General features: G+C 74.1%; 23 protein-coding genes. 11 read left to right on the top strand and 12 right to left on the bottom strand.

Annotation, left to right across the window (positions count from 1 at the left end; translation table 11 throughout):
• Positions 1-22: 22 nt before the first annotated feature.
• The 3 genes from FGE12_RS05345 to FGE12_RS05355 all read right to left on the bottom strand — a co-directional run bounded on the left by FGE12_RS05345 (position 23) and on the right by FGE12_RS05355 (position 3,297).
• Positions 23-1,327 (bottom strand): hypothetical protein, encoded by a 1,305-nt coding sequence (locus tag FGE12_RS05345; protein WP_228530583.1) that lies wholly within the window; start codon positions 1,325-1,327, stop codon positions 23-25.
• Positions 1,328-1,448: 121 nt separating this feature from the next.
• A complete protein-coding gene (locus FGE12_RS05350) occupies positions 1,449-2,387 on the bottom strand; it encodes a serine hydrolase (RefSeq protein WP_153865156.1) in 939 nt (312 codons plus the stop codon).
• Between the two features lie 19 nt (positions 2,388-2,406).
• Complete coding sequence (locus tag FGE12_RS05355) at positions 2,407-3,297, bottom strand: LysR family transcriptional regulator (RefSeq protein WP_153865157.1); 891 nt, start codon at positions 3,295-3,297, stop codon at positions 2,407-2,409.
• A gap of 77 nt (positions 3,298-3,374) precedes the next feature.
• Here FGE12_RS05355 and FGE12_RS05360 point away from each other — a divergent pair, with 77 nt between their 5' ends.
• Positions 3,375-4,601 carry an MFS transporter gene (locus FGE12_RS05360; protein WP_228530584.1) on the top strand — a complete coding sequence of 409 codons (1,227 nt, stop codon included), beginning with the start codon at positions 3,375-3,377 and terminating at the stop codon, positions 4,599-4,601.
• A 7-nt stretch (positions 4,602-4,608) separates the two neighbouring features.
• Here the strand turns inward: FGE12_RS05360 and FGE12_RS05365 are convergent, their stop codons facing one another.
• Together FGE12_RS05365 and FGE12_RS05370 are read right to left on the bottom strand one after the other, a co-directional pair.
• The gene (locus tag FGE12_RS05365; protein ID WP_153865158.1) at positions 4,609-4,986 is read right to left on the bottom strand and encodes a hypothetical protein; all 378 of its coding nucleotides are present in this window, start codon (positions 4,984-4,986) and stop codon (positions 4,609-4,611) included.
• A gap of 179 nt (positions 4,987-5,165) precedes the next feature.
• Positions 5,166-5,738, bottom strand: a complete 573-nt coding sequence (locus FGE12_RS05370; protein WP_153865159.1) for a hypothetical protein — start codon at positions 5,736-5,738, stop codon at positions 5,166-5,168.
• A 201-nt stretch (positions 5,739-5,939) separates the two neighbouring features.
• Between FGE12_RS05370 and FGE12_RS05375 the strand changes: the two genes are divergently transcribed.
• Positions 5,940-6,437 carry a DUF2267 domain-containing protein gene (locus FGE12_RS05375; protein ID WP_153865160.1) on the top strand — a complete coding sequence of 166 codons (498 nt, stop codon included), beginning with the start codon at positions 5,940-5,942 and terminating at the stop codon, positions 6,435-6,437.
• Positions 6,438-6,441: 4 nt separating this feature from the next.
• Here FGE12_RS05375 and FGE12_RS05380 read toward each other — a convergent pair whose 3' ends face one another.
• Positions 6,442-7,419, bottom strand: coding sequence for a hypothetical protein (locus FGE12_RS05380; protein ID WP_153865161.1), 978 nt, complete (start codon positions 7,417-7,419; stop codon positions 6,442-6,444).
• Positions 7,420-7,600: 181 nt separating this feature from the next.
• Between FGE12_RS05380 and FGE12_RS05385 the strand changes: the two genes are divergently transcribed.
• From FGE12_RS05385 to FGE12_RS05400, 4 genes are read left to right on the top strand one after another with little or no spacing between them, the layout of a single operon-like run.
• Positions 7,601-8,062 (top strand): hypothetical protein, encoded by a 462-nt coding sequence (locus FGE12_RS05385; RefSeq protein WP_153865162.1) that lies wholly within the window; start codon positions 7,601-7,603, stop codon positions 8,060-8,062.
• A gap of 13 nt (positions 8,063-8,075) precedes the next feature.
• Positions 8,076-8,678, top strand: a complete 603-nt coding sequence (locus FGE12_RS05390) for an RNA polymerase sigma factor (protein WP_153865163.1) — start codon at positions 8,076-8,078, stop codon at positions 8,676-8,678.
• Positions 8,668-9,369, top strand: coding sequence for a hypothetical protein (locus FGE12_RS05395; protein WP_153865164.1), 702 nt, complete (start codon positions 8,668-8,670; stop codon positions 9,367-9,369). The genes FGE12_RS05390 and FGE12_RS05395 overlap by 11 nt, the downstream gene beginning before the upstream one ends.
• Positions 9,370-9,382: 13 nt before the next feature.
• Positions 9,383-9,697, top strand: coding sequence for a hypothetical protein (locus FGE12_RS05400; RefSeq protein ID WP_153865165.1), 315 nt, complete (start codon positions 9,383-9,385; stop codon positions 9,695-9,697).
• A gap of 16 nt (positions 9,698-9,713) precedes the next feature.
• Here the strand turns inward: FGE12_RS05400 and FGE12_RS05405 are convergent, their stop codons facing one another.
• The gene (locus tag FGE12_RS05405) at positions 9,714-10,487 is read right to left on the bottom strand and encodes an alpha/beta fold hydrolase (RefSeq protein ID WP_153865166.1); all 774 of its coding nucleotides are present in this window, start codon (positions 10,485-10,487) and stop codon (positions 9,714-9,716) included.
• Positions 10,488-10,591: 104 nt separating this feature from the next.
• Between FGE12_RS05405 and FGE12_RS05410 the strand changes: the two genes are divergently transcribed.
• The gene (locus FGE12_RS05410; RefSeq protein ID WP_153865167.1) at positions 10,592-11,395 is read left to right on the top strand and encodes an alpha/beta hydrolase; all 804 of its coding nucleotides are present in this window, start codon (positions 10,592-10,594) and stop codon (positions 11,393-11,395) included.
• Here the strand turns inward: FGE12_RS05410 and FGE12_RS05415 are convergent.
• Positions 11,392-11,709, bottom strand: coding sequence for a hypothetical protein (locus FGE12_RS05415; protein WP_153865168.1), 318 nt, complete (start codon positions 11,707-11,709; stop codon positions 11,392-11,394). The two genes, FGE12_RS05410 and FGE12_RS05415, sit on opposite strands and share 4 nt — an antisense overlap.
• Positions 11,710-11,800: 91 nt before the next feature.
• On the opposite strand from FGE12_RS05415, the gene FGE12_RS05420 reads away from it, so the two are divergent.
• Complete coding sequence (locus FGE12_RS05420) at positions 11,801-12,265, top strand: DUF4112 domain-containing protein (protein WP_153865169.1); 465 nt, start codon at positions 11,801-11,803, stop codon at positions 12,263-12,265.
• A 3-nt stretch (positions 12,266-12,268) separates the two neighbouring features.
• Here the strand turns inward: FGE12_RS05420 and FGE12_RS05425 are convergent, their stop codons facing one another.
• Both FGE12_RS05425 and FGE12_RS05430 read right to left on the bottom strand, forming a co-directional pair.
• Positions 12,269-12,970, bottom strand: coding sequence for an RNA polymerase sigma factor (locus FGE12_RS05425; RefSeq protein WP_153865170.1), 702 nt, complete (start codon positions 12,968-12,970; stop codon positions 12,269-12,271).
• 81 nt (positions 12,971-13,051) lie between these two features.
• Positions 13,052-13,594, bottom strand: a complete 543-nt coding sequence (locus FGE12_RS05430) for a MarR family transcriptional regulator (RefSeq protein ID WP_153865171.1) — start codon at positions 13,592-13,594, stop codon at positions 13,052-13,054.
• 395 nt (positions 13,595-13,989) lie between these two features.
• Here FGE12_RS05430 and FGE12_RS05435 point away from each other — a divergent pair, with 395 nt between their 5' ends.
• On the top strand, positions 13,990-15,558 hold the full coding sequence (locus tag FGE12_RS05435) for a beta-ketoacyl synthase N-terminal-like domain-containing protein (RefSeq protein WP_194797604.1): 1,569 nt from the start codon (positions 13,990-13,992) through the stop codon (positions 15,556-15,558).
• Positions 15,559-15,562: 4 nt separating this feature from the next.
• On the opposite strand, the gene FGE12_RS05440 is transcribed toward FGE12_RS05435, so the two are convergent.
• On the bottom strand, positions 15,563-17,077 hold the full coding sequence (locus tag FGE12_RS05440; protein WP_153865172.1) for a methyl-accepting chemotaxis protein: 1,515 nt from the start codon (positions 17,075-17,077) through the stop codon (positions 15,563-15,565).
• A gap of 108 nt (positions 17,078-17,185) precedes the next feature.
• On the opposite strand from FGE12_RS05440, the gene FGE12_RS05445 reads away from it, so the two are divergent.
• Entirely contained in the window at positions 17,186-17,872 is a 687-nt protein-coding gene (locus tag FGE12_RS05445) for an ATP-binding protein (RefSeq protein ID WP_153865173.1), read from the top strand.
• Positions 17,873-17,894: 22 nt separating this feature from the next.
• Here the strand turns inward: FGE12_RS05445 and FGE12_RS05450 are convergent, their stop codons facing one another.
• On the bottom strand, positions 17,895-18,908 hold the full coding sequence (locus FGE12_RS05450; protein ID WP_194797605.1) for a glycosyltransferase: 1,014 nt from the start codon (positions 18,906-18,908) through the stop codon (positions 17,895-17,897).
• A gap of 159 nt (positions 18,909-19,067) precedes the next feature.
• Between FGE12_RS05450 and FGE12_RS30605 the strand changes: the two genes are divergently transcribed.
• The gene (locus FGE12_RS30605) at positions 19,068-19,190 is read left to right on the top strand and encodes a hypothetical protein (protein WP_255449835.1); all 123 of its coding nucleotides are present in this window, start codon (positions 19,068-19,070) and stop codon (positions 19,188-19,190) included.
• The last annotated feature ends 19 nt before the right edge of the window (positions 19,191-19,209 follow it).

Here is a 19,209-nt window from a genome sequence, read left to right on the forward strand (position 1 = left end):
GGTGCTCGGGAGGAGGCCGCCGCTAGCGTCCCGCGGACTCGCGCAGCTCGAGGTCGCCCTTGCGCGCGCCCGGCTGCGCGCTCCAGCCCGGAGAGAGCTTCAGCGTCCAGCCCTCGCCCGAGAGCGTGTCCCCGGCCGTCGAGCGCGGCGCCGCGACGTAGGCGTGCTTCCAGTCCGAGGCCATCCGCACGCCCCCTCCTGTCACGGTGAGCGCGCCCCACACGTCCACGATGTGCGCCGTGGGGTACACCGTGCCCTCTGCGTCGAGCGGGACCAGCGTCGCCGGGTTGAACTCGATGTTCATCTTGCGCAGCGGCAGGTGCAGCACCGGGCCCTCCACCAGCACGCTGCGGTAGTGGGCGAGCTGCTTCGCGGCCTCCGCGGCTCGCGCCTCCTCCGTGCGCCGCAGCGCTGCGCCGTCATAGGCGTTCTCGCGCGCAGCCACTTCCTGGGTAGATGGGACCTGAAGCTTCAGCGCGCTGCGCAGCAGCTCGCCGAGGTCCGCACCCTCGCGCATGTGCGGCCGCCACTGCGCGCCCGCCTCATCCAGCAGCAGGCCGTACGCAGGCCCCGAGGCGTACGCGAAGGCGCGCACGAAGGAAGGGCGCTGCGCCGTCTGCTCGAGGTCCCTCAGCGCGAGCGCGTGTCGCTGCGCTGCGGTGGTGCCCCCCAGTCGCACGCCCGTGTACTCCGCGAGCCCCTCGTGTCGCTCCAGCCCGCGCTCCTCCTCCGTGGCCTGGGGAAAGCGCGCACGCCGCGCCGTGCGGAACAGCAGCGCGTCCTGTGCGGCCTCGCGGCGCGCCGCACCCTGCGTGCCGAGCGCGCGGGCCAGCGCACGCCACTCGAGCTGCAGCAGCACCCGGCCCTCGAGCGAGTCCAGGTGCGCATTGCCGCCCTCCTTCCCCGTGAGCCCCAGGCCCTCCTGCACCCGGTGGAAGGACTCGTGCGCGAGGAGCACGCGGCGCTGCGCGGGGTCTTCGGGGAGCGGGGCGCGCAGCTGTGCCCAGGTGGTGCCGCGCCAGTGCATCGAGGTGTTCGCCACGAGCTGGTCCGCAGGCAGCACACCTACGTAGAGCCCGGGGTGTCCGCCGCCCTCGGCGTCCTTCGGGAGCTCGCTCGCGACGAAGGCGCGCGTCTCCGGCTCCACCAGCAGCAGCGGGCCGCAGAGGGACGTGCCCCACAGCTTGCCTCCGTCCTCGCGGCAGGTGCGCGCGAAGTCGTCGAAGGCGCGCTGTGCCTCGCGCGCGTCGATGAGCGGCGCGGCGTGCGCGGCCGGTGAGAGGAGGAGGACGGCGGCTCCCAGGAGCAGGTGTGCGCGGTGGGCCATGGCCTTGTTCTAGCCGCTTGCCGCACTCGTCTGCATCCGGGGCGCGGAGCTGCGCCCTCTTCCCTCACCCCGTCCCTCTCCCAGAGGGAGAGGGGACAGCTTCGCTCCCGTGCTTCATCTTCTACGCTTGGTGGAGCATCGAGAGCCCGGCCTTCACGAGCGGCTCGCGGCGCAGGAACGCGTCGATGCGCGAGCGGCCGTGGTCCGAAAGCACCACGACGCCGCGGTCTCGCTGCGGCGCGAAGCCGAGGAATGCCGAGAAACCTCCGAGCACGGAGCTGCGCCAGAGCACCGGACCTTCATCGATGAGCCAGCCGAGCCCCACCTGCCGGCGCCCCGCCCTCGCGCGCGGCACGTGCGTGAGGCGCAGCGCCGCGGAGAGCGGCGCATGGCCCAGCTGCGCGTCGAGGAAGCGCAAGAGGTCGCCCGCGCTCGAGTACAGCGCCCCCGCCCCGGGCAGCGCCGGGAAGGTCCACGCGGGCAGCGGGCGCCCGCGCGCATCGTGTCCCGCGCGCACCCGCGGCTGCTGCTCGTCCGTCGGACGCGCGTTGGTATCCGTGAGCCCGAGCGGCGTGCACACGTGGTCGCGCACCGCGTGCGCGTAGTTCACGCCCGCGCGCCGCCCCAGGGCGTGGCCGAGGATGCCCGCGCCCACGAGTGATTCCGCATAGGGATGCGGCGGGGGCTTCACCGGGTGCAGGCCTCGCAGCAGCTCACCGAAGTGCAGCGCCGTGAAGGCGCCGAGCGGATCCTCCGGCCGGTGCGCGCCGAGGTTCGGCGGAAGCCAGGGCAGCCCTGCGGTGTGCGTGGCGAGCTGCGCCAGCGTGAGGCTTCCCGCGGCCTCGTCCGGCAGCAGGCCGCGCGGGATGAGCGCGGAGAGCGGTGTGTCCAGCTGCAGCTCGCCGCGCGATGCGAGCACCGCGAGCAGCGCCCCGGTGAAGGTCGGCGTCAGCGTGCCCAGCGCGTAGATGCCCTGGGCGTCCCCGTGCAGCACCCGGTGCACGCCACCCTCGGTGAGGGCGACGGTGACGCCAGGAGCGGACAGTGTGGGGGAGGACATGCCGCCCGCTCTACCACGCTCAGCGCGGAGAGAGCGCCTCGCGGGCGAAGTCCACGAAGCGCCGCAGGGCAGGGGACTCGTCCGAGCCGCGCCAGGCGATGGCCGTCTCGCCCACGGGTGCGTCGCGCGGCAGGTCCACGAAGGCGACGCCCGGGTAGCGCTCCACGTCCGGAGTGGTGGGCATGGGGGCGATGCCCAGCCCGGCGGAGACCAGCCACACCTGCGTGGCCACGTTGTGTGTGGTCTGCCGCACGCTGGGCTCGAAGCCCGCGTGGCGGCAGCGCTCGAAGAAGGCGCCGTAGTAGTCGCCCGAGGCGCCCGACTCGATGAGGATGAGCGGCTCGCCCTCCAGCGCGCGCCACTCGGCGACGGGCTGCTTCGCGAGCGGGTGGGCCTGCGGAACGGCGAGGCGCATCGCCTCGCGGCGCAGCACGTGGGTGCGCAGGTTGGCGGGGGGCTTGCGCGGCGGGCGCAGGAAGCCCACGTCCAGCGCGCCGCGCCCCAGTGCCTCCAGCTGCCAGCTGGAGGGGTGGTCTCCCAGGGTGATGAGCACGCCCGGGTGCCGGCGCTGGAAGTCGCGCAGCATGGCGGCGAAGCGCGGGGTGGCGAAGGAGGAGATGAGCGCCACCGAGAGCGCGCCCTGCTCGCCACGGGCGCGCCGCGTCGCGCGCTCCTGCAGCCGCTCCACGCGCTCCAGGATGTCCAGCGCCTCGGGCAGCAGCTCGCGGCCCGCCTCGCTCAGGAGCACGGTGCGCCCGGCGCGCTCGAAGAGGGCGCTGCCCAACTCGTGCTCCAGGTCCTTGATCTGCTGACTCAAGGGCGGCTGCGCCATGTGCAGGCGGCGCGCGGCGCGCGTGAAGCTCAGCTCGCGCGCGACGGCGACGAAGTAGCGAAGGTGGCGCAGCTCCATGCTCCATACCTCCCGGGTATCGAAGTCACATGAAGCATATATTGGATGTATGGGCGGGCGCTGGCTACCTTGACTGCATGGCCACCCCCGCTGCCGCCCTCTCCACGCTCGACACGCCTGCGGCTCCGGGTGCACAGCCCGTCCAGCTGAGCCGGCGCCTGCTGGGGATGCTCACGGCGACGACGGTGCTGGCGGTAGGCAACGTGTACTACTGCCAGCCGCTGCTCGGGGAGATCGCCAGCGCCTTCCACCAGTCCGCGGCGAGCACGGGCCGCATCCCGATGCTGTGCCAGCTCGGCTACGTGATGGGGCTGCTCTTCCTCACCCCGCTCGGGGACGTGCTGGAGAAGCGCCGCCTGCTGGTGGGGCTCCTGCTGCTCTCCGCGGTGGCGCTGGGGATGGCGGGGCTCGCGCCCACCTTCCCGCTCTTCCTCGCGGCGTGCCTGGGGCTGGGGCTCACCTCCGTGCTGGTGCAGGTGCTCATCCCCTTCGTCGCGGTGCTCAGCTCGCCACAGGAGCGCGCGCGCAACCTGGGCACCATCCTGAGCGCGGCGCTCATCGGCGTGCTCGTCTCGCGCACGCTCGCGGGCTTCGTGGCGGCGCACCTGGGCTGGCGCGGGGTGTTCTTCGTGGGCGCGGCGACGATGCTGGTGATGGCAGGCTGCCTGCGCCTGGGCCTGCCGCACTACGCGTCCACCGCGCGCCTGCGCTACCCGCAGCTCCTGCACTCGGTGTGGCGGCTGTTCCGCGAGCTGCCGGCGCTGCGCGCCATCGCCCTCACCGGCGCGCTGATGTACGCGTCGCTCTCGGCCTTCTGGGCCTCGCTCGCCTTCTACCTGCAGAGCGACACCTTCCACATGGGCCCGGGCACGGCGGGCCTCTTCGGCCTGGTGGGGGCGGTGGGCGCGCTCGCGGCGAACGTGGCGGGGCGCAACGCGGAGCGCATCGGGGCGCGGCGCATCGTGCAGGGCTGCATCCTCCTGATGCTCGCGGCCTGGGCGGTGTTCGCGGGCGTGGGCGCCACCTGGGCGGGGCTCATCGCCGGCGTGGTGCTGCTGGACCTGGGCGCGCAGGCGGCCACGGTGTCCAACCAGACGGAGATCTACCGCATCCACCCCGAGGCCCAGACGCGCCTCAACACCATCTACAAGGTCTTCTACTTCGTGGGCGGTGCGTGCGGCTCGGCGCTCAGCGCGCTCGCGTGGGACCTGGGCGGCTGGCGCGCGGTGTGCGCGGTCGGCGCAGGCTTCCTCCTGCTCGCGCTCGCGTGGGAGCGCAGCCGGCCGGTGCCGGTACGCGCGTAAGGCGGGCTCAGCCCGGCTCGGTCGTCTCGAGGAAGAAGAGTGCGTCGCCCACCGTGTCGAACTGCCGCTCGGTGCGGTGGTCGGACTCGCGCGCGGTGCGCTTGAGCTGCATGCGCGTGAGCGACGAGGCCGTGACGACCGCGGCGCGCCGCATCCCGCGCTGGGTGAGCCAGCGCTGGTGCGCGACGATCTCCTTCTGCGTCTCCGGCGGCCAGGCGAGCAGCTCCTGCATGTCCACCAGCAGGTCGAAGCCGGGCGTGGGCAGGGCGCGGATGTGCACCTCGAGGCTCGCGTTGGCCTCGGCCACCTCGTGCGGCTGCACGAGCCCGGACCAGCTCAGTCCGAGGATCTTCCGCTCCGGGTTGATGACCTGAACGCTCCACATCGCTCGCCGCTCCCTATCCCCCCGCCGCGGGCACGCACCCTAGTGGCGGACGTGCCCGCCGTACATGCGGTCCGTAGACGGGGTGACGGAGGCCCCGGGCTCGCGCCGCTCGCCGACGAGCGCTGGGTGCGGCGGCACCCATGGGGTGCACCTGCGGGCGTGTGGGATGGGCCGGGGCGCTACACGTGCGAGACGCGCGAGTCGGGGTCGGGCAGACCCAGGCGCCGCTGCGCCTCGCGCATGCGCTGCTCGCGCGCAGCGGGGTCCTCTTCGGCGGTCTCCTCGTGCGCCACGCCCACGTCCTCGGCGAGCCCGCTGCCGCGCCAGCTCTCGGCGGGCGCGTAGGGCGCGGGCGAGAGGTCCTCGGGGAGCGGCGCTCTGGCGCGCTCCGGACGGCGCGGGCCCTCCGCGAAGGTCGAGGCGGCGTACACGTCCAGCAAGGTGAGGCCCACCGCGCCCGCGAGCGTGCCGAGCTGCCACGCCCGCGCGCGGCGCCTGCGCGAGAGCGCGGCACCCAGCAGCGAGAGGTCGAGCGCATCGCCCGCCACGCGCGCGAGCACCCAGCTCCGCGGCCGGCGGCTCATCAGCAGGCCGAGCCCGCTCGCCAGCTCCCGCGCGCCCATCACCCGCACGAGCGCGGCGCGCCGTCCCAGCGCGAGCCGGCGGCACAGCCCCTCCGCGAGGACGAGGTCCGTCAGCCCCAGCCCCACGCTCATCCATCCGAGCCCACGCGCCAGTCGATTGCGGTCCATGCGATGCCCTTCCTCCGTGCCCCCCGAAGGTGGGGCTCGCGGCAGGACCCCTGCAGCGGACGGAGGCCCGGGGGCTCCGGCGCCTGTCTGCTCGAGGCCCCCGGTCGCACGCCGCGCAGCGGACCGGCCCAGCGCCAGAGTCCGGAGCCGCTGACGCCGTGCGCGCGCCGCCCCACCTTGGCGGGAGACAGGAGGCAGCCCATGGCGCAGAACCCGGAGCAGCAGCGCGGTGCCCAGGGCACACCGCAGCCCAGGCCCCGCACGCTCGAGGAGCGGCGGGCGCTGCGGCGCGAGTCGCGCGCGAGCCAGACCTACGCGGACTTCCTGCGCCAGCTCTCCGAGCGCGGCGGGATGTCGCCGCACGTCGCCGAGCGCGCGGCCTCCTCGGTGCTGTGCGCCCTCGAGGAGCGCATCCTGCCGGACGAGGCGAAGGACATGGAGGCGCAGCTGCCGGTGAAGCTGACCGAGCTGCTGCACCGCTGCGAGCGCCACGAGCACGGCGGGCCGCCCCGCAAGTTCGGCCGCGAGGAGATGCTGCAGCGCGTGGGCGAGGACCTCGCGCTGCAGCCCGAGGCCGTGGAGCCCGTGGTGCGCGCCGTGTGCAACGTGCTGCGCGCGCGCCTCAGCGAGGGCGAGGCCGAGGACGTGATGAACCAGCTGCCCGAGGACCTGCGCGCGCTGTGGCGGCGCGTGAGCTAGCGGCCTACTTCTTCTCGCGCATCACGGTGATGAGCGTCTTGCCGCCGCCGGGCAGCATGTTCTGCTGCACGGCGAGGCCCTCGTCCGGCACCAGGCCCTGGCCCTTGAGCGGAATCATGTAGCCCGTCTCGGCCGAGCCCTGCGCCTTCTTGCCCAGCTTGGCCTCGTAGAACTTCACCACCTTGGCCATCGCGTCGTCGGTGACGAAGAGGTAGGCGCGCTGCGCGTTCATCGACATGCCGGCCGAGGCGCGCGCGTCGTAGCGGGCGCCCGGGTAGAGCGGCAGCCCGAGCTCCTTCTCCGTGGGCGGCTTCGTGCCGAGCTCCTTCTGCGTCTTCTCGAGCTGCGCCTGCATCGCCTGGTCCTGCGCGTCCTCGGCCTCCTGCGTGGACTGGCTCGTCTCGGTGGCGAGCACGATGCGCGTGCGCTTCACGCAGCTCTTCCAGTCCTGCGCCACGCCGCGGTCGTCCAGGTTGACGTAGTAGACGCTGCGGCTGCCGTTCGCGTTGAGGCGCGTCCAGTCGAAGTTCGAGCTGCTCGTCCACTCGCCGCTCTTGAAGGCGGGGCGGCACCTGGCCAGCAGCGCCTGCTTCTGCGCCTTGGAGCGGAGGAGGTGGCCCGCGCCGTCGTCGTCGTCCTCGAGGGAGTGCGGGTACACGTCGTTGTTCACCGGCGTGGTGGTGCCGGGCTTCAGCTCGGACGGCTCCACGTCCACGTGGGCCCCCACCTTCGTGCCCAGCTGCTGCGCGTACCAGCGCGTCACCTCGTCGATGGAGGCGTCCACGAGGTAGGCCTTCACCTCCGGCTTCTTCGCGTTGCCGAGGGTGGACTCCTCCCACTCGCCCTCCTCGAGCTGGGTCGGGCGCGCGCCCGGATACACGGGCAGCTGCGAGAGCTGCGTGGGCAGCGCGGCCCGGGCAGGGAGTGCCGCGAGCGAGGAGGCGAGGGTGAGGGCGGAGAGGAGGAAGCGCTTGTGGGACACGGGAGGGCTCCAGCAGGAGGACGCCCAGGGGTATACGCGGGGGAGCGTGACACGGGCGTGATGCGCCTCCCGCGCCGTGTGGGATGCTGTCGGCCTGCAGCGGCCGGTCACACTTTCGGCCCCCGGCCGTATCTCCTTTCGGCACTGATGCCACTGACGCCAACGAAGGAGGCGCAATCCCATGCGCGTGAAGACGCTGAACCGCTCGCTGCTCTCCGCTGCCCTGCTGTCCCTCTCGCTGCTCGCGCTGCCAGCCGCCGCGGCGGACGCCGGCACCCAGGTCCAGGTGACGATGCCCTCGGGCAAGGGCGAGCTGCCGGATGCGGAGAAGCTCGTGCAGGCGCTCGAGGCTCCGGGCGGCGAGCACCAGGTCGAGGTGCGCGCCAAGAAGAGCCCGGAGCAGGTGCTGCTCACGATGAAGCTGTGGGGCAACACCGTGCCCGCAGCGGACATCCCGCGCACGCTGCGCGACGCCTTCCCGGTGCTCGCCGGGGCGGACATCCAGGTGAGCGCGCTGGATGCCTCCGAGCGTCCGCAGGTCTCGATCGAGGCTCGGGGCGACGAGCTGCGCGACGGCGGCACCGGCGGCAAGCGCGTGAAGATCATCAAGAAGGAGACGCGCGAGCAGGAGCAGAAGCAGTAGGCGCGGCCAACCCATGCCGCAGCTGCCCTGGCCCCTCCGTGATGCGTGGCTCTCCCGGCTCGTCGTGCGCGCCCAGCGCGGCGACCGGGAGGCCTTCCGCGCGCTCTATCAGGCGCTCTACGCGCCCGTGTCCGGCTACGTGCGCCGCCGCGTGCCGGCGCGCGCGGATGCGGAGGACGTCATCGGGCAGGTGTTCTTCCGGTTGCTCGAGGGGCTCGCGCGCATCGACCCGAAGCGGGGCAGCGTGCTCGCCTACGCGCTGCAGGCCGCGCGCAATGCCCTGGTGGACCAGGCGCGCGGGCGTGGCGCGCACGTCTCTGTCCAGGCCTCTGAAGACGAGTCGCTCGCGCGGGTGGACGGCGCGGCGGGCCCGCTCGAGCAGCTGGTGCAGAGCGAGCAGGAGGCGCGGGTGCGCGCGGAGCTCTCGCGCCTGGACCCGGAGACGCGCGAGCTGCTCGTGCTGCGCTACGTGGACGGGCTGCGACACCCGGAGATTGCCCAGCTGCTGGGGCTGAGCGAGGCCGCGGTGCGCCAGCGCAGCTCGCGCGCGGTGCGCGAGCTGCGGGCACGCTTGAACGAGACGGACCCTGCAGGAGCGCTGACCCATGACGGATGACGAGCTGAAGCGCGGCCTGCGCAGCGGACCGCCCGCGGTGGATCCCGCTGCGGAGACGGCCCACCGCGTGCAGCTGGAGGCGCAGCTGCTGCAGGCGTTCGACAGACAGGCGACCCGCGTGCCCTCGCGGCGCCCTGCGTGGCTGCGCTATGCGCCGGCGGCCGCGGTGCTGCTGTGCCTCGTCACGGCGACGCAGGTGCCCGCGGGCTACCGGGTGGAGGTGGGCAAGCGCATCTCGGTGGTGCTCGCCGAGGACGCCGCACCGCCTCAGCGCCTGGGCGAGCAGGTGGTGGGCGTGCTGCGCGGGCCGGGTGGACGCGTGTTCGAGGTGAACCTGCGCATGCTGCGCGGCAGCACGGGCGTGAAGGTGCTGCGCGTGGACGTGTGGGGCGATGCGCTCCCGTCGGACGCCGAGGCGCTCGAGGGACTGCGCGCGCTGCCGGCCTTGAAGGGAGCGCAGGTGGGCATCGAGCCGCTGCAGGGGCGGGTGCGCGACTCGCTGCTGGGCGCGCTGAGGCACGGGCTGTTCCGCGCAGGGGCGAGCCCCGAGGAGCGCGCGGCTGCGCGCCAGCGGCTCATCGAGGAGCTGCGGCGGCGAGAGGGCGGTGACGCCGAGGTCGATGTGCAGGTGGACGAGCAGGAGGGCAAGGTACGCGTGCAGCAGCGGGTGCGCCGGCGCGCGGGGGAGTAGAATTCCGGGGCGCATGCCGATGCCCCAGCTCGAGCGGATCGACGACCCCATCGCGGAGGACTGGTGGGGCTACACCACGCCGGATGGCCAGGAGCGCCTCACGCGCATCGTCATCGGCCGGCCGCGCCCCATCCCCGAGGACCCGAACGGCGACTGGTGCTGCCCGCTCGTGCTCCCCGAGCTCTTTCCCCACGTGGAGTGCGTGGGCGGCGTGGGGCCGGTGGACGCGCTCGCCAACGCCATGTCCCTCGTGAAGGTGTTCCAGGACAGCGTGGGCGGCATCACCCCGCGCGCCGCGCCCCCGGCAGGCGTGGAGCAGCCGAGCTGAGGAGCTCTGCTGCTCGTCAGCGCCGCGAGGAGGTCTCCGCGTCGAGCAACTGCGCGATGGCCTGCGCGAAGCCAATCGGGTCGTCTTCGGAGAAGCCATGGCCCGAGCGCTCCAGCGCGACGACCGGGATACCTGCCTCCGCGACCTGGCGCGCCGTCTCGTGGGTGTTCGCGTCGCTGCGGCCGCCGAGGATGTAGCCGCGGTGTGCCACGGGGAGTGATGCGAGCCGCGGGATGAGGCCGCGGCCCTCGTGCACGAGCGAGCGCGCGCTGCGATGAAAGGCCACCGGGTCCGCCTGCTCCACCGTGCGGCGGTAGTGGCCCTCACTCTCCGCAACCCACGCAGGCCACTGCGCGACGAAGTCCTCCTCGCGCATCGCCGCGGCACGCTTGCTGCCCACCGCGTCCTCGGCGCGCAGGTTCGGCTCGGCGAGTATCAGGGCCTCGGGTGGCGTGCCGCGGCGCACGAGCTCCTCGGCGAGCAGCAGCGCGAGCGTTCCGCCCATGCTGTGGCCGATGAGGGCGACAGGCTCCTGCGAGAGCGCTGCGGCCAAAAAGCTCGCGACCTCGCGCAGGTCGTAGCCGAAGTCGTGCGGGCGCGGGCTGAGACCGAAGCCGGGCAGGTCCAGCCACAGGCTCGCGCGGCCTTTCAGCGCCGGTGCCTCGGCCACCGGCGGCCAGTCGCTGCTCGCCGCGCAGCCCAGCCCGTGCAGGTAGACGAGGAGCGGGCCTTGGCCCTCGCGGCGGCCGGAGGCGAGCGGAGCGGGGAGGCCGGGGACGGAGAGCGTCATGGCGCACAGCTTAGGCAACTTCCCTCACCCCGGCCCTCTCCCAGGAGGAGAGAGGACGGCTTCGTCCGTGTTCGTCCACCCCATCAGGCCTAGACTCGAAGGCGATGTCCTCTGGAACCCGCCTCCTCGTCATCGCGCTCAGCACGCTCGCGCTCGGCTACCTGCTCTTGTGCGTCCTCGTGTGGGCGGGGCAGCGCGCGCTGATGTTCCCCGCGCCTCGCGCCGCGGTGCCGCTGCCCGGAGGGCGCGGCTATGCGCGGGTGGAGGCGGGCGTGCTGCTGGTGCGCGCGCCGCCGCAGGAGCCCGCGCCCTGGGTGGTGTACTTCCACGGCAACGGCGAGCAGCTCTCGGACCTCGAGGGCACGGCGGAGGCGCTGCAGGCGCGCGGGCTCGGCTTCCTCGGGGTGGAGTACCCCGGCTACGGCTGGGCGGGGGGCGCACCCACCGAGGCGGGCCTCTATGCCGCGGGGCGCAGCGCGCTCGCGTGGCTGCAGCGCGAGCGGGGCGTGGGCCCCGAGCGCGTGGTGCTCCTCGGGCGCTCGCTGGGCTCGGGCGTCGCGGTGCAGCTGGCGCAGGAGGGCCGTTGCGCGCGGCTCGTGCTCGTCTCGCCCTACACGAGCATGGGCGACATGGCGGCCGCCGTCTTCCCGTGGCTCCCGGGGCGGCTCCTCGTGCGCGACCGCTTCGACTCCCTGAGCAAGGCGGCCGGGCTGCACGTCCCCACGCTGGTGGTGCACGGCACGCGCGACGAGGTGGTGCCGGTGGCGCAGGGAAGGCGCCTCGCCGCGGCCATTCCCGGCGCGAGCGCGCTGTGGGTGGAGGGCGCGGGGCACAACGACGTGCTCGAGCGCGGCTGGGGCGGCGCGCAGCCCTTCGAGCGCGTGGTGCAGTTCGCGCGAGGGGACTAGTGGCCCGAGGCGGCGGACGCGCTGAGCTCGTCCACGTCCGAGCCCATCTGCCAGGTGAAGCGGAAGCCCCGCGCGGCGCGGCGCGGTGCGGCATCCGGACCGGGGGCGGCCGGCGCCACCGCGCGCGCCTGCGCCGCCCTCCAGCCGAGCACCCCCAGCGCGCCGAGCCCGAGGAGCAGCGGGCTGAGCAGCAGCGCGCGCAGCGTGCGCGGCCGCGGGGCGCCGAGGCCCCAGAAGCACACGGGCATGAGGAGCGGGACGGTGAGGCGGCTCGAGCCGAGCTGCCGCCGGAGCGTCTTCGAGGAGAGGGCCATGATCCGCTAACACTGCGGCGCCCCGCGCCTTCTGCCACCCCTCGCCCCGCACGCTTGCCCGCCCAGGGGCGCGGCGCGCTAGCGTGGGCGCATGACCGCTCCCGACCCCCGGCTCAGGCAGGTGCAGAAGCTCGCGTACCTGCTGGACTCCTCCATCCCGCTGCCCGGCGGCGCCAGCGTGGGCTGGGATGCGATCATCGGCCTGGTGCCGGGCCTCGGGGACGGGGCGGGCGCCGTGCTCTCCACCTTCATCGTGATGCAGGCCGCGCGGCTCGGCGCCCCGGGCTCGGTGCTGCTGCGCATGGTGGGCAACGTGGGAATCGAGGCGCTGGTGGGCGCGGTGCCCTTCCTCGGAGACCTCTTCGACGCGGCCTTCAAGGCGAACGTGCGCAACGTGCGCCTGCTGGAGCAGCACCTCGCGGCGCCCGGAGCCGCCCGCCGCGCGAGCTTCGGGTGGCTGGTGGGCATCGCGGCGCTGCTGGTGGGCGTGCTGGTGCTCGGCGCGGTGCTCGCGGTGGTGCTGCTTGCAGCGCTCTGGCGCGCGGTGCGCGGGTAGGGCTCAGGCGATGCGGCGCAGCACGGCGGCCACCACGCGGTCGCAGCGGCTGGCGTGGAAGGCGAAGAGCTCGCCCGCGGCGGCGCCCGCGCGCGCGTAGAGCGCCTCGCGCAGCAGGGCGCGGGCGCGGTGCAGGCGCGTGCGCACCGACTCCTCGCTCACCCCCAGGCTCTCGGCGGCCTCGGCGGTGCTCATTCCCTCCACGTCGCGCAGCACGAAGGCGGTGCGGCAGCCGGGCGGCAGCGTGTCCACCGCGCCCTCCAGCAGCTCGCGCAGCTCGCGCGCCTGGGCGGCGTCCTCCGGCGAGGGACGGGACGTGTCGGACGCGTGCATGGCGGGGGACTCCTCGGGCTGCTGCGGGTCGTTCTCCAGCGTCAGGTCCACCTGCGGCAGGCGGCGGCGCAGGCGCATCAGCGCCTCGTTGATCGCGATGCGGGTGAGCCAGGTGGACAGGCGCGCCTCGGCGCGGAAGGTGTGCAGGTGGGTGAAGGCGCGCACGTAGGCGTCCTGCATCGCGTCCTCGGCCTCGCTCTCGTCGCGCAGCAGGCTGCGCACGGCGCGGTACAGGCGCGCGTTGTGCCGGCGCATCACCAGCTCGAAGAGCTGCGGCTCGCCCGCGCGGATGCGCGCCACGAGCTCGGTGTCGCTCAGCTCGCTGCTCAGCGCGCTGGCCGGCGGCAGGGGTCGGAGGGGGAGGGGGTCCATGGCGAGGCCTCGGGTGAAGAGGAGCTCCGGTGCTCCGATGCGCGAGGATGCCACGGCGTGACATGGCCCTGCAGGGTGCCCCTAGTACGCGTGGGCGCCGCCGCTGCGGGCGTCGTCCGCGTCGTCCTCGCGCGCCTGGGCCCGGCGGTGCGCCTCCACCAGCTGCTCGAGCAGCCCGAGCAGCAGCCCCCGCGCGCCCGCGTCCAGCGGCTGGAGTACCGCGGCGAGCCGGCGCTGCACCCAGCGGTCGGCCTCCTCCGCCGCCGCGCGCCCGGCCTCCGTGAGGCGCAGGCAGAGCAGGCGGCGGTTGCGCACGTTGCGCTCGCGCAGCACCAGGCCGTGCTCCTCCATGGAGTCGATGAGCCGGGTGGTGCGCGGCACCGGGATGCCCATGCGCCCGGCGAGCACGTTCACGCTCACCGCCCCCTCGCAGCGCAGCCACCAGGCGGCCTCGAGGTGCAGCGGCTCGAGCTGGGGGTGCGGCAGCTCCAGCAGCGGATTGCCCAGCGTGCCCAGCCGGGTGCCGTCCACCAGCAGCTGGCGCAGCCGCGCTACGAGGATGCGCAGCTCTCCGGGCACTTCCTCCGGGATGCTCGGAACGCCGTGCTGTGTCGTGCTCGCCATCTCGCCCCCAGAGGCTCTGCTGGGCGCACGCCGGCCGTGCGCTGCGGCGCAGGCCCGTCCTGCTGGCCTCTCGAGGCTGAAACGGACGAACGCGCGTGCTGTATCGGGCGGGGCGCTCGCGCGCGCCGCTGCGGCGCGCGGCCGCCCCACGCACGGACAGGGGATGCACGCGACCGCCTCGCAGTGACCTCGCGCGCGGCCCGCTAGCGGGCGCGGTAGGACGGCGCGCACGGCCCCTGTTTACGCCGCGTTGCGCCGTCCTGGAGGGCGGGCGCCCTCGCCCCTGCCCGGCTCCTCCCCAGCCAGGGGCCGCAGAAGAGGGGAGACAGCGCCGGCTTTCTTCGTCACGATGGCGGGCCGTTTCCGTGCACTGGACGACGGATGAGGAGGACTGCGTGCGCAGGGTGGGAATCTTTGGCTGGGGCGTCGTGGCACCGCGTTCGCCGAACGTGGAGGCTTTCGAGCGCAACCTCGCGGAGGGCGGCAGCTGGCTGTCGGCCTTCGAGGGCTTCGGCCCGAGCAACTTCCTCGTGGGCAACCCGCAGTTCGACCTCGCCGACTACAAGCCGTGGATCGACGCGCGCTTTCCCCCCACGCGCTTCGCGCAGCTGGGCAAGAAGATGGGGATGCCGGCGCAGATGGCGATCGGCGCCTTCATCCAGTCGCTCGCGCAGAACCCGGGGCTGGAGGCGGAGCTGCAGGCGCTCGGCACCCAGGCGCACGTGTACGTGGGCAGCGGGCTCGGGGACCTGAACACCACCTACGAGGCCACGCTCGCCCTGCACCGCGCCCAGCGCCGCTGGGACCGCTTCTGGGCGGACCCGCAGCGCAACAGCGCGCTCGCCGCCTGGCGCGCCCTGCCGCCCGAGGCGCGCACCGCGGCCGGCGGCCCCCCGGCGCCCGAGGACGCGCCGGACGCCGAGCGCGAGGAGGCGGAGGAGGCCTTCTGGCACCACTGGGCCGCGCGCAGCCCGCAGCTGCAGGAGTACCTCTCGGAGCTGCGCGAGATCGAGAGCCTCGGGGTGGAGGGTGACGTGGAGAGCGCGAAGCTCGCCGTCATCAAGGAGAAGCGCACCCGCACCGCGCGCCTGCAGAAGAAGTGGGAGGCGCCCGAGCCGCCCTGGGCCGCGGTGAGCCCGAACCTCCTGTGGAACATCCACAACGGGGGCGCGGCGCAGATCTCCATGATGGGCAAGATCACCGGCGCCACCTTCGCGCCCGTGGCCGCCTGCTCCACCTTCGGCTACTCGCTGAAGCTGGGCATGAACGCCATCGCGCTGGGCGAGGCGAAGGCGGTGGTCATCGGGGCCGCCGACCCGCCTCCGCACGCGCTCACCGTGGGCGGCTTCTACAGCGCGCGCGTGCTCGCGGCCACCGGCGTGTCCAAGCCGCTCACCGACCTGCGCGGCACGCACGTGGCCGGCGGCGCCGCGGTGTGGGTGCTGGGCGACTACGAGCACATGACGGCGCGCGGCTTCAAGCCGCTGGGCATGGAGCCGCTCGCGGTGGGCCTGTCCTCGGACGCGGACCACATCATCACCCCGTCCAAGGAGGGCCCCACCGCCGCGATGCACCTGGCGATGAGCCAGGCGCACGTGCGTCCCGAGGAGGTGGCGAGCTGGGACCTGCACGCTACCGCCACCCCGGGAGACCACCTGGAGGTGCAGACCCTGCGCGAGAGCCTGCCCGAGCACGTGCTCGTCACCGCGCGCAAGGGCACCTTCGGCCACGGCATGGGCGTGTGCGGCGGCTGGGAGCTCACGGCCCAGTACATGGGCTTCGCGCGCGGCGCGCTGATGCCCACCCCGCTGCAGGAGGGCGAGCTCAACCCGGAGATCCGCAAGGTGCACGAGCGCTTCGTGTACGCGGGCGGCGCCAAGGCCCCGGTGGGCGTGGCGGGCAAGATGTCCATGGGCGTGGGCGGCACCAACGCGTGCGTGCTCAGCCGCCCCTGGAAGGGGTAGTCGCCTAGAAGCGGTCCTCGACGACCGGCGCCGGCTCCAGCGGCGCCGTCTCGAGCGTCGCGGGCAGCAGCGAGCGCAGCCCGTCCGCGTGGCTCGCGAGCGTGGCGCTGGTGCTCGCCACGTCCGCGCTCATCTCCGCCTGGGCCTGCAGCTGCTCGCGCAGCCGCGTGGTGCTCTCGGAGAGCTTGCCGCTCGCCTCCGCCTGGCTGTCCGCGTCCTGGGCGTTCTCGCGCATCGCCTCGCCCAGCGCGTGGACGATGTCGTGCACGGCCTCGAGCGTGGAGCGGGCCTGGCCGAACACGGCGGTGAAGTGGCCCGTGCGCGCGCGCACCGACTCGATGGCGCCCAGCAGCTGCTGCATCTGGCGGCGCAGCTCGGCCACCACCGCGTTGATGGCGAGCGCGCCCTTGCCGCTGTCCTGCGCGAGCTTGCGCACCTCCTGGGCGATGACCGCGAAGCCGCGGCCGTGCTCCCCGGCGCTCGCCGCCTCGATGCCCGCGTTCACCGCGAGCATGTGCGTCTGGGCGGCGATCTCCTGCGCGCTCTCCACGAAGGTGCCGATGGCGTCCGCGCGCTCCTGCAGCTGGCGGAAGCTCGCCTCGCTGCGGCTCACCGCCTCGTCGATGTCCTTCACGCCCGTCTCGATGTGCCCGAGCAGCACCCCCACCGCGCCCGCGTGCTCCTGCGCGTCCGCGGCCGTGGCCGAGCTGTGGCGGCTGCGCTGCTGCAGCGCGAGCGCCCCCTGGGCCACGCGCGCGCTCGCGCTCGCCATGGCCTGGCTCTCCGCGCCGCTCAGCTCCGAGCGGCTGAGCAGCGTGGCGGCGCTCTCCTCCAGCCCCAGCACGCTCGCGCTCAGCACGCTCGCCGTCTCGCTCACCCGCTCGCGGCTCCGCTCCAGCGCCGCCACCGTGCGCTGCAGCTCCTGGCGCAGGGCGATGTTGCGGCGCTGGCTGGTGGCGAAGCTCTCGAAGATGGCCGACACCGTCACCAGCATGCCGAGCACGGCCGCATCCAGCCACAGCCGGTCCTCGAGCGAGCGCGCCTGGGTGAGGCCCAGGTCCAGCCCGACGTGGCAGAGCGCGAGCAGCGCGAAGAGCCCGTTGCGGCCGCCGCGCGTGAGCGGCAGGAACACGCCTGCGGTGAGGAAGCACACCAGCACCACCAGCGCCTGGTAGGCGGTGCCCGCGAGGCCCAGGTGGTACAGCCCCCAGTCCGTCCCCAGCACCCAGAGCGTGGAGAGGCCGAGGATGCTCGCGGGCAGGCCCCGCCACCCAGAGAAGAAGTGCTGCAGCAGGAAGCCCGTCACCGGCACCAGCATCCAGGGCACGCGCAGCGCCGCGTGCTGCGCGAGCGTCCAGTCCAGCCCCAGCTGCGCGCAGAACACGTGGTCCAGCAGCACCAGCACGGGCGTGGCGCACAGCGTGGACGTCACCAGCCGGCGCGTGCGCGCGGGCCAGCGGCTGCGCAGGAAGGCGCGGTAGTCGTCGCTGATCGCGGCGCGCTCGGACTGCACCGGCATGGCTGGGCTTCCCCCCGAGGAAGACGAGAACGTTCGGAAGATGATACGCCGCGTGCGCCCCGCGCCGCGACACCCACCCACACCCACCTGACCGGGAGTTCCGCCCTCATGAGCCGTTCCCCGCGCCCTCCTCCCCGCGCCCTCGTCTCCTGGAGCACCGGCAAGGACAGCGCCTTCGCGCTGTGGCGCGCGCGGCAGCAGGGCGCGCTGGAGGTGGTGGGGCTGCTCACCACGCTCTCGCCCGCGTACGGGCGGGTGAGCGTGCACGGCACGCGCGAGGCGCTGCTGCGCGCGCAGGCCCGGGCGCTGGGGCTGCCGGTGCACGCGGTGGAGCTGCCCACCCCCTGCACCAACGCGCAGTACGAGGAGCGCTTCGGCGCTGCGCTGGACGCGGCGCGCGAGCGCGGGGTGAGCCACGTGGTGTTCGGGGACCTCTTCCTCGAGGACATCCGCGCCTACCGCGAGCGCCTGCTCGCGCGCCACGGGATGACCGGCGTGTACCCGCTGTGGGGCGAGGACACGCGCACGCTCGCGCAGGAGATGGTGGCGAGCGGCCTGCGCGCGCGCCTCACCTGCGTGGACCCGCGCGCGGGCCTGCGCGCGCTCGCGGGCGCCACCTTCGGCCCGGGCTTCCTCGAGCGCCTGCCGGAGGGCGTGGACCCCTGCGGTGAGAACGGCGAGTTCCACACCTGCGTCACCGAGGGGCCCATGTTCGCAGCACCCTTGCGCGTGCAGGAGGGCGAGGTGGTGGAGCGCGAGGGCTTCGTCTACGCGGACCTGCTGCTCGAAGAGTGACGGCTCGAGCGCCTGAGGGCCCCTACGCCGCGCAGGTGAAGTGCGCGCCCTCCACCCACCCGCGCGCCGAGAGGAAGGCGCGGCACTCCTCGCGCGCCCCCGGCGCTCCCACGCTGAAGAGCAGGTGCTCGCCCGGCTCCGGCGCCCCGAGCGCCTCCGGGTGCACCACGGGCGCGCCGTGGATGCGGGTGCCGAGCTTTCGCGGGTGCAGGTCCACGAGCCGCGTCACCGCCACGTCCTCCGCCTGCAGCAGCCGCGTGAGCAAGAGCCCCGTGGCGCCCGCGCCCCACACGGTGACGCGGAGGCCGCGCAGCCGCGGGGCGAGGTGGCGCGCTTTGAGCCAGGTGAAGCGCTTGAGGTGGTAGCGCGGGTCGGTGCGGCTGAGGCGCGTGTCCCCGTCGCGCCAGCGCAGGAGCACCTCGGGCAGGGTGCGAAGCCGGTGGCCGCGGGCGAGCAAGGTGAGCCACAGCGCGTAGTCCTCGGGAAAGTCCCCTTGGGCGTAGCCGCCGGCCTCCACCACCGCCTCGCGCCGCAGGCACACGGAGGGGTGGCAGAGCGGGCTCTCGATGAAGCACTCGCGCTGCAGGCGCTCGGGGGTGGTGAGGCCGTTGAGCCAGGCCGCGTAGGCCTGCAGGGACGGGCTCACCGGGCGGTCCTCGCGAAAGAGGGTGACGCCGGTGCCTACACCCGCGAGGCGCCCATCCTGCTCGAGCGCCTGCACGCTGGCCTCCAGGCGGCGCGGCAGCGCCTCGTCGTCTGCGTCCATGCGCGCGACAAAGGGAGAGTCCGCGTGGGCGAGGGCGAGGTTCAGCGCCGCGACGATGCCCTGCCCGCCCGAGTCCAGCACCTGCACCCGGGCGTCCTGGCGCGCGAGCGCCTCCAGCGCGGCGCGGCTGCCGTCCCGGGAGCCGTCGTCCACGCAGAGCACGCGCACGCGCTGCAGGGTGCCCTCGAGCAGGCTCTCCACGGCGCGCGCCACCGTGCGCTCGGCGTCGCGCACGGGCAGCAGCACGGTGACGAGGGGAGGGCGCGACATGGGCAGGCCCGGGGTGTGCCGCAGCGAGGGGGCGGACGCAAGCTGCCCGCCCGCTGCAGCCGTGCCGCCGTCCGCTGCAGCGCGGTGCGGTGAGGCTGCAATGCGCGGCAGCCCCGTGCGGCGGGGTGCAGGTTGAGGGGTGAAAGAGAGGGTCTACACATGCTTCGCCCGCACGGCTTCAACCACTTCCTGCACGAGAGCGACCTGGAGTTCGGAGGCGCCTTCGTCGCCTGGCTCGCCTTCATCTGCCTCACGCTCGCGGTGTTCGCGACGGCGCACTGAGGCCGAGGCGGCACCTGCG

The organism is Aggregicoccus sp. 17bor-14, assembly GCF_009659535.1.
GTDB lineage: Bacteria > Myxococcota > Myxococcia > Myxococcales > Myxococcaceae > Aggregicoccus.

Coding starts and splice junctions, on each gene's coding strand:
- FGE12_RS05410 (WP_153865167.1), top strand. CDS start 10,592: ATGTCCTCTGGAACCCGCCTCCTCGTCATCGCGCTCAGCACGCTCGCG.
- FGE12_RS05375 (WP_153865160.1), top strand. CDS start 5,940: ATGGCGCAGAACCCGGAGCAGCAGCGCGGTGCCCAGGGCACACCGCAG.
- FGE12_RS05430 (WP_153865171.1), bottom strand. CDS start 13,594: ATGGCGAGCACGACACAGCACGGCGTTCCGAGCATCCCGGAGGAAGTG.
- FGE12_RS05400 (WP_153865165.1), top strand. CDS start 9,383: ATGCCGATGCCCCAGCTCGAGCGGATCGACGACCCCATCGCGGAGGAC.
- FGE12_RS05405 (WP_153865166.1), bottom strand. CDS start 10,487: ATGACGCTCTCCGTCCCCGGCCTCCCCGCTCCGCTCGCCTCCGGCCGC.
- FGE12_RS05385 (WP_153865162.1), top strand. CDS start 7,601: ATGCGCGTGAAGACGCTGAACCGCTCGCTGCTCTCCGCTGCCCTGCTG.
- FGE12_RS05415 (WP_153865168.1), bottom strand. CDS start 11,709: ATGGCCCTCTCCTCGAAGACGCTCCGGCGGCAGCTCGGCTCGAGCCGC.
- FGE12_RS05390 (WP_153865163.1), top strand. CDS start 8,076: ATGCCGCAGCTGCCCTGGCCCCTCCGTGATGCGTGGCTCTCCCGGCTC.
- FGE12_RS05345 (WP_228530583.1), bottom strand. CDS start 1,327: ATGGCCCACCGCGCACACCTGCTCCTGGGAGCCGCCGTCCTCCTCCTC.
- FGE12_RS05450 (WP_194797605.1), bottom strand. CDS start 18,908: ATGTCGCGCCCTCCCCTCGTCACCGTGCTGCTGCCCGTGCGCGACGCC.
- FGE12_RS05440 (WP_153865172.1), bottom strand. CDS start 17,077: ATGCCGGTGCAGTCCGAGCGCGCCGCGATCAGCGACGACTACCGCGCC.
- FGE12_RS05420 (WP_153865169.1), top strand. CDS start 11,801: ATGACCGCTCCCGACCCCCGGCTCAGGCAGGTGCAGAAGCTCGCGTAC.
- FGE12_RS05370 (WP_153865159.1), bottom strand. CDS start 5,738: ATGGACCGCAATCGACTGGCGCGTGGGCTCGGATGGATGAGCGTGGGG.
- FGE12_RS05350 (WP_153865156.1), bottom strand. CDS start 2,387: ATGTCCTCCCCCACACTGTCCGCTCCTGGCGTCACCGTCGCCCTCACC.
- FGE12_RS30605 (WP_255449835.1), top strand. CDS start 19,068: ATGCTTCGCCCGCACGGCTTCAACCACTTCCTGCACGAGAGCGACCTG.
- FGE12_RS05395 (WP_153865164.1), top strand. CDS start 8,668: ATGACGGATGACGAGCTGAAGCGCGGCCTGCGCAGCGGACCGCCCGCG.
- FGE12_RS05445 (WP_153865173.1), top strand. CDS start 17,186: ATGAGCCGTTCCCCGCGCCCTCCTCCCCGCGCCCTCGTCTCCTGGAGC.
- FGE12_RS05365 (WP_153865158.1), bottom strand. CDS start 4,986: ATGTGGAGCGTTCAGGTCATCAACCCGGAGCGGAAGATCCTCGGACTG.
- FGE12_RS05360 (WP_228530584.1), top strand. CDS start 3,375: ATGGCCACCCCCGCTGCCGCCCTCTCCACGCTCGACACGCCTGCGGCT.
- FGE12_RS05355 (WP_153865157.1), bottom strand. CDS start 3,297: ATGGAGCTGCGCCACCTTCGCTACTTCGTCGCCGTCGCGCGCGAGCTG.
- FGE12_RS05425 (WP_153865170.1), bottom strand. CDS start 12,970: ATGGACCCCCTCCCCCTCCGACCCCTGCCGCCGGCCAGCGCGCTGAGC.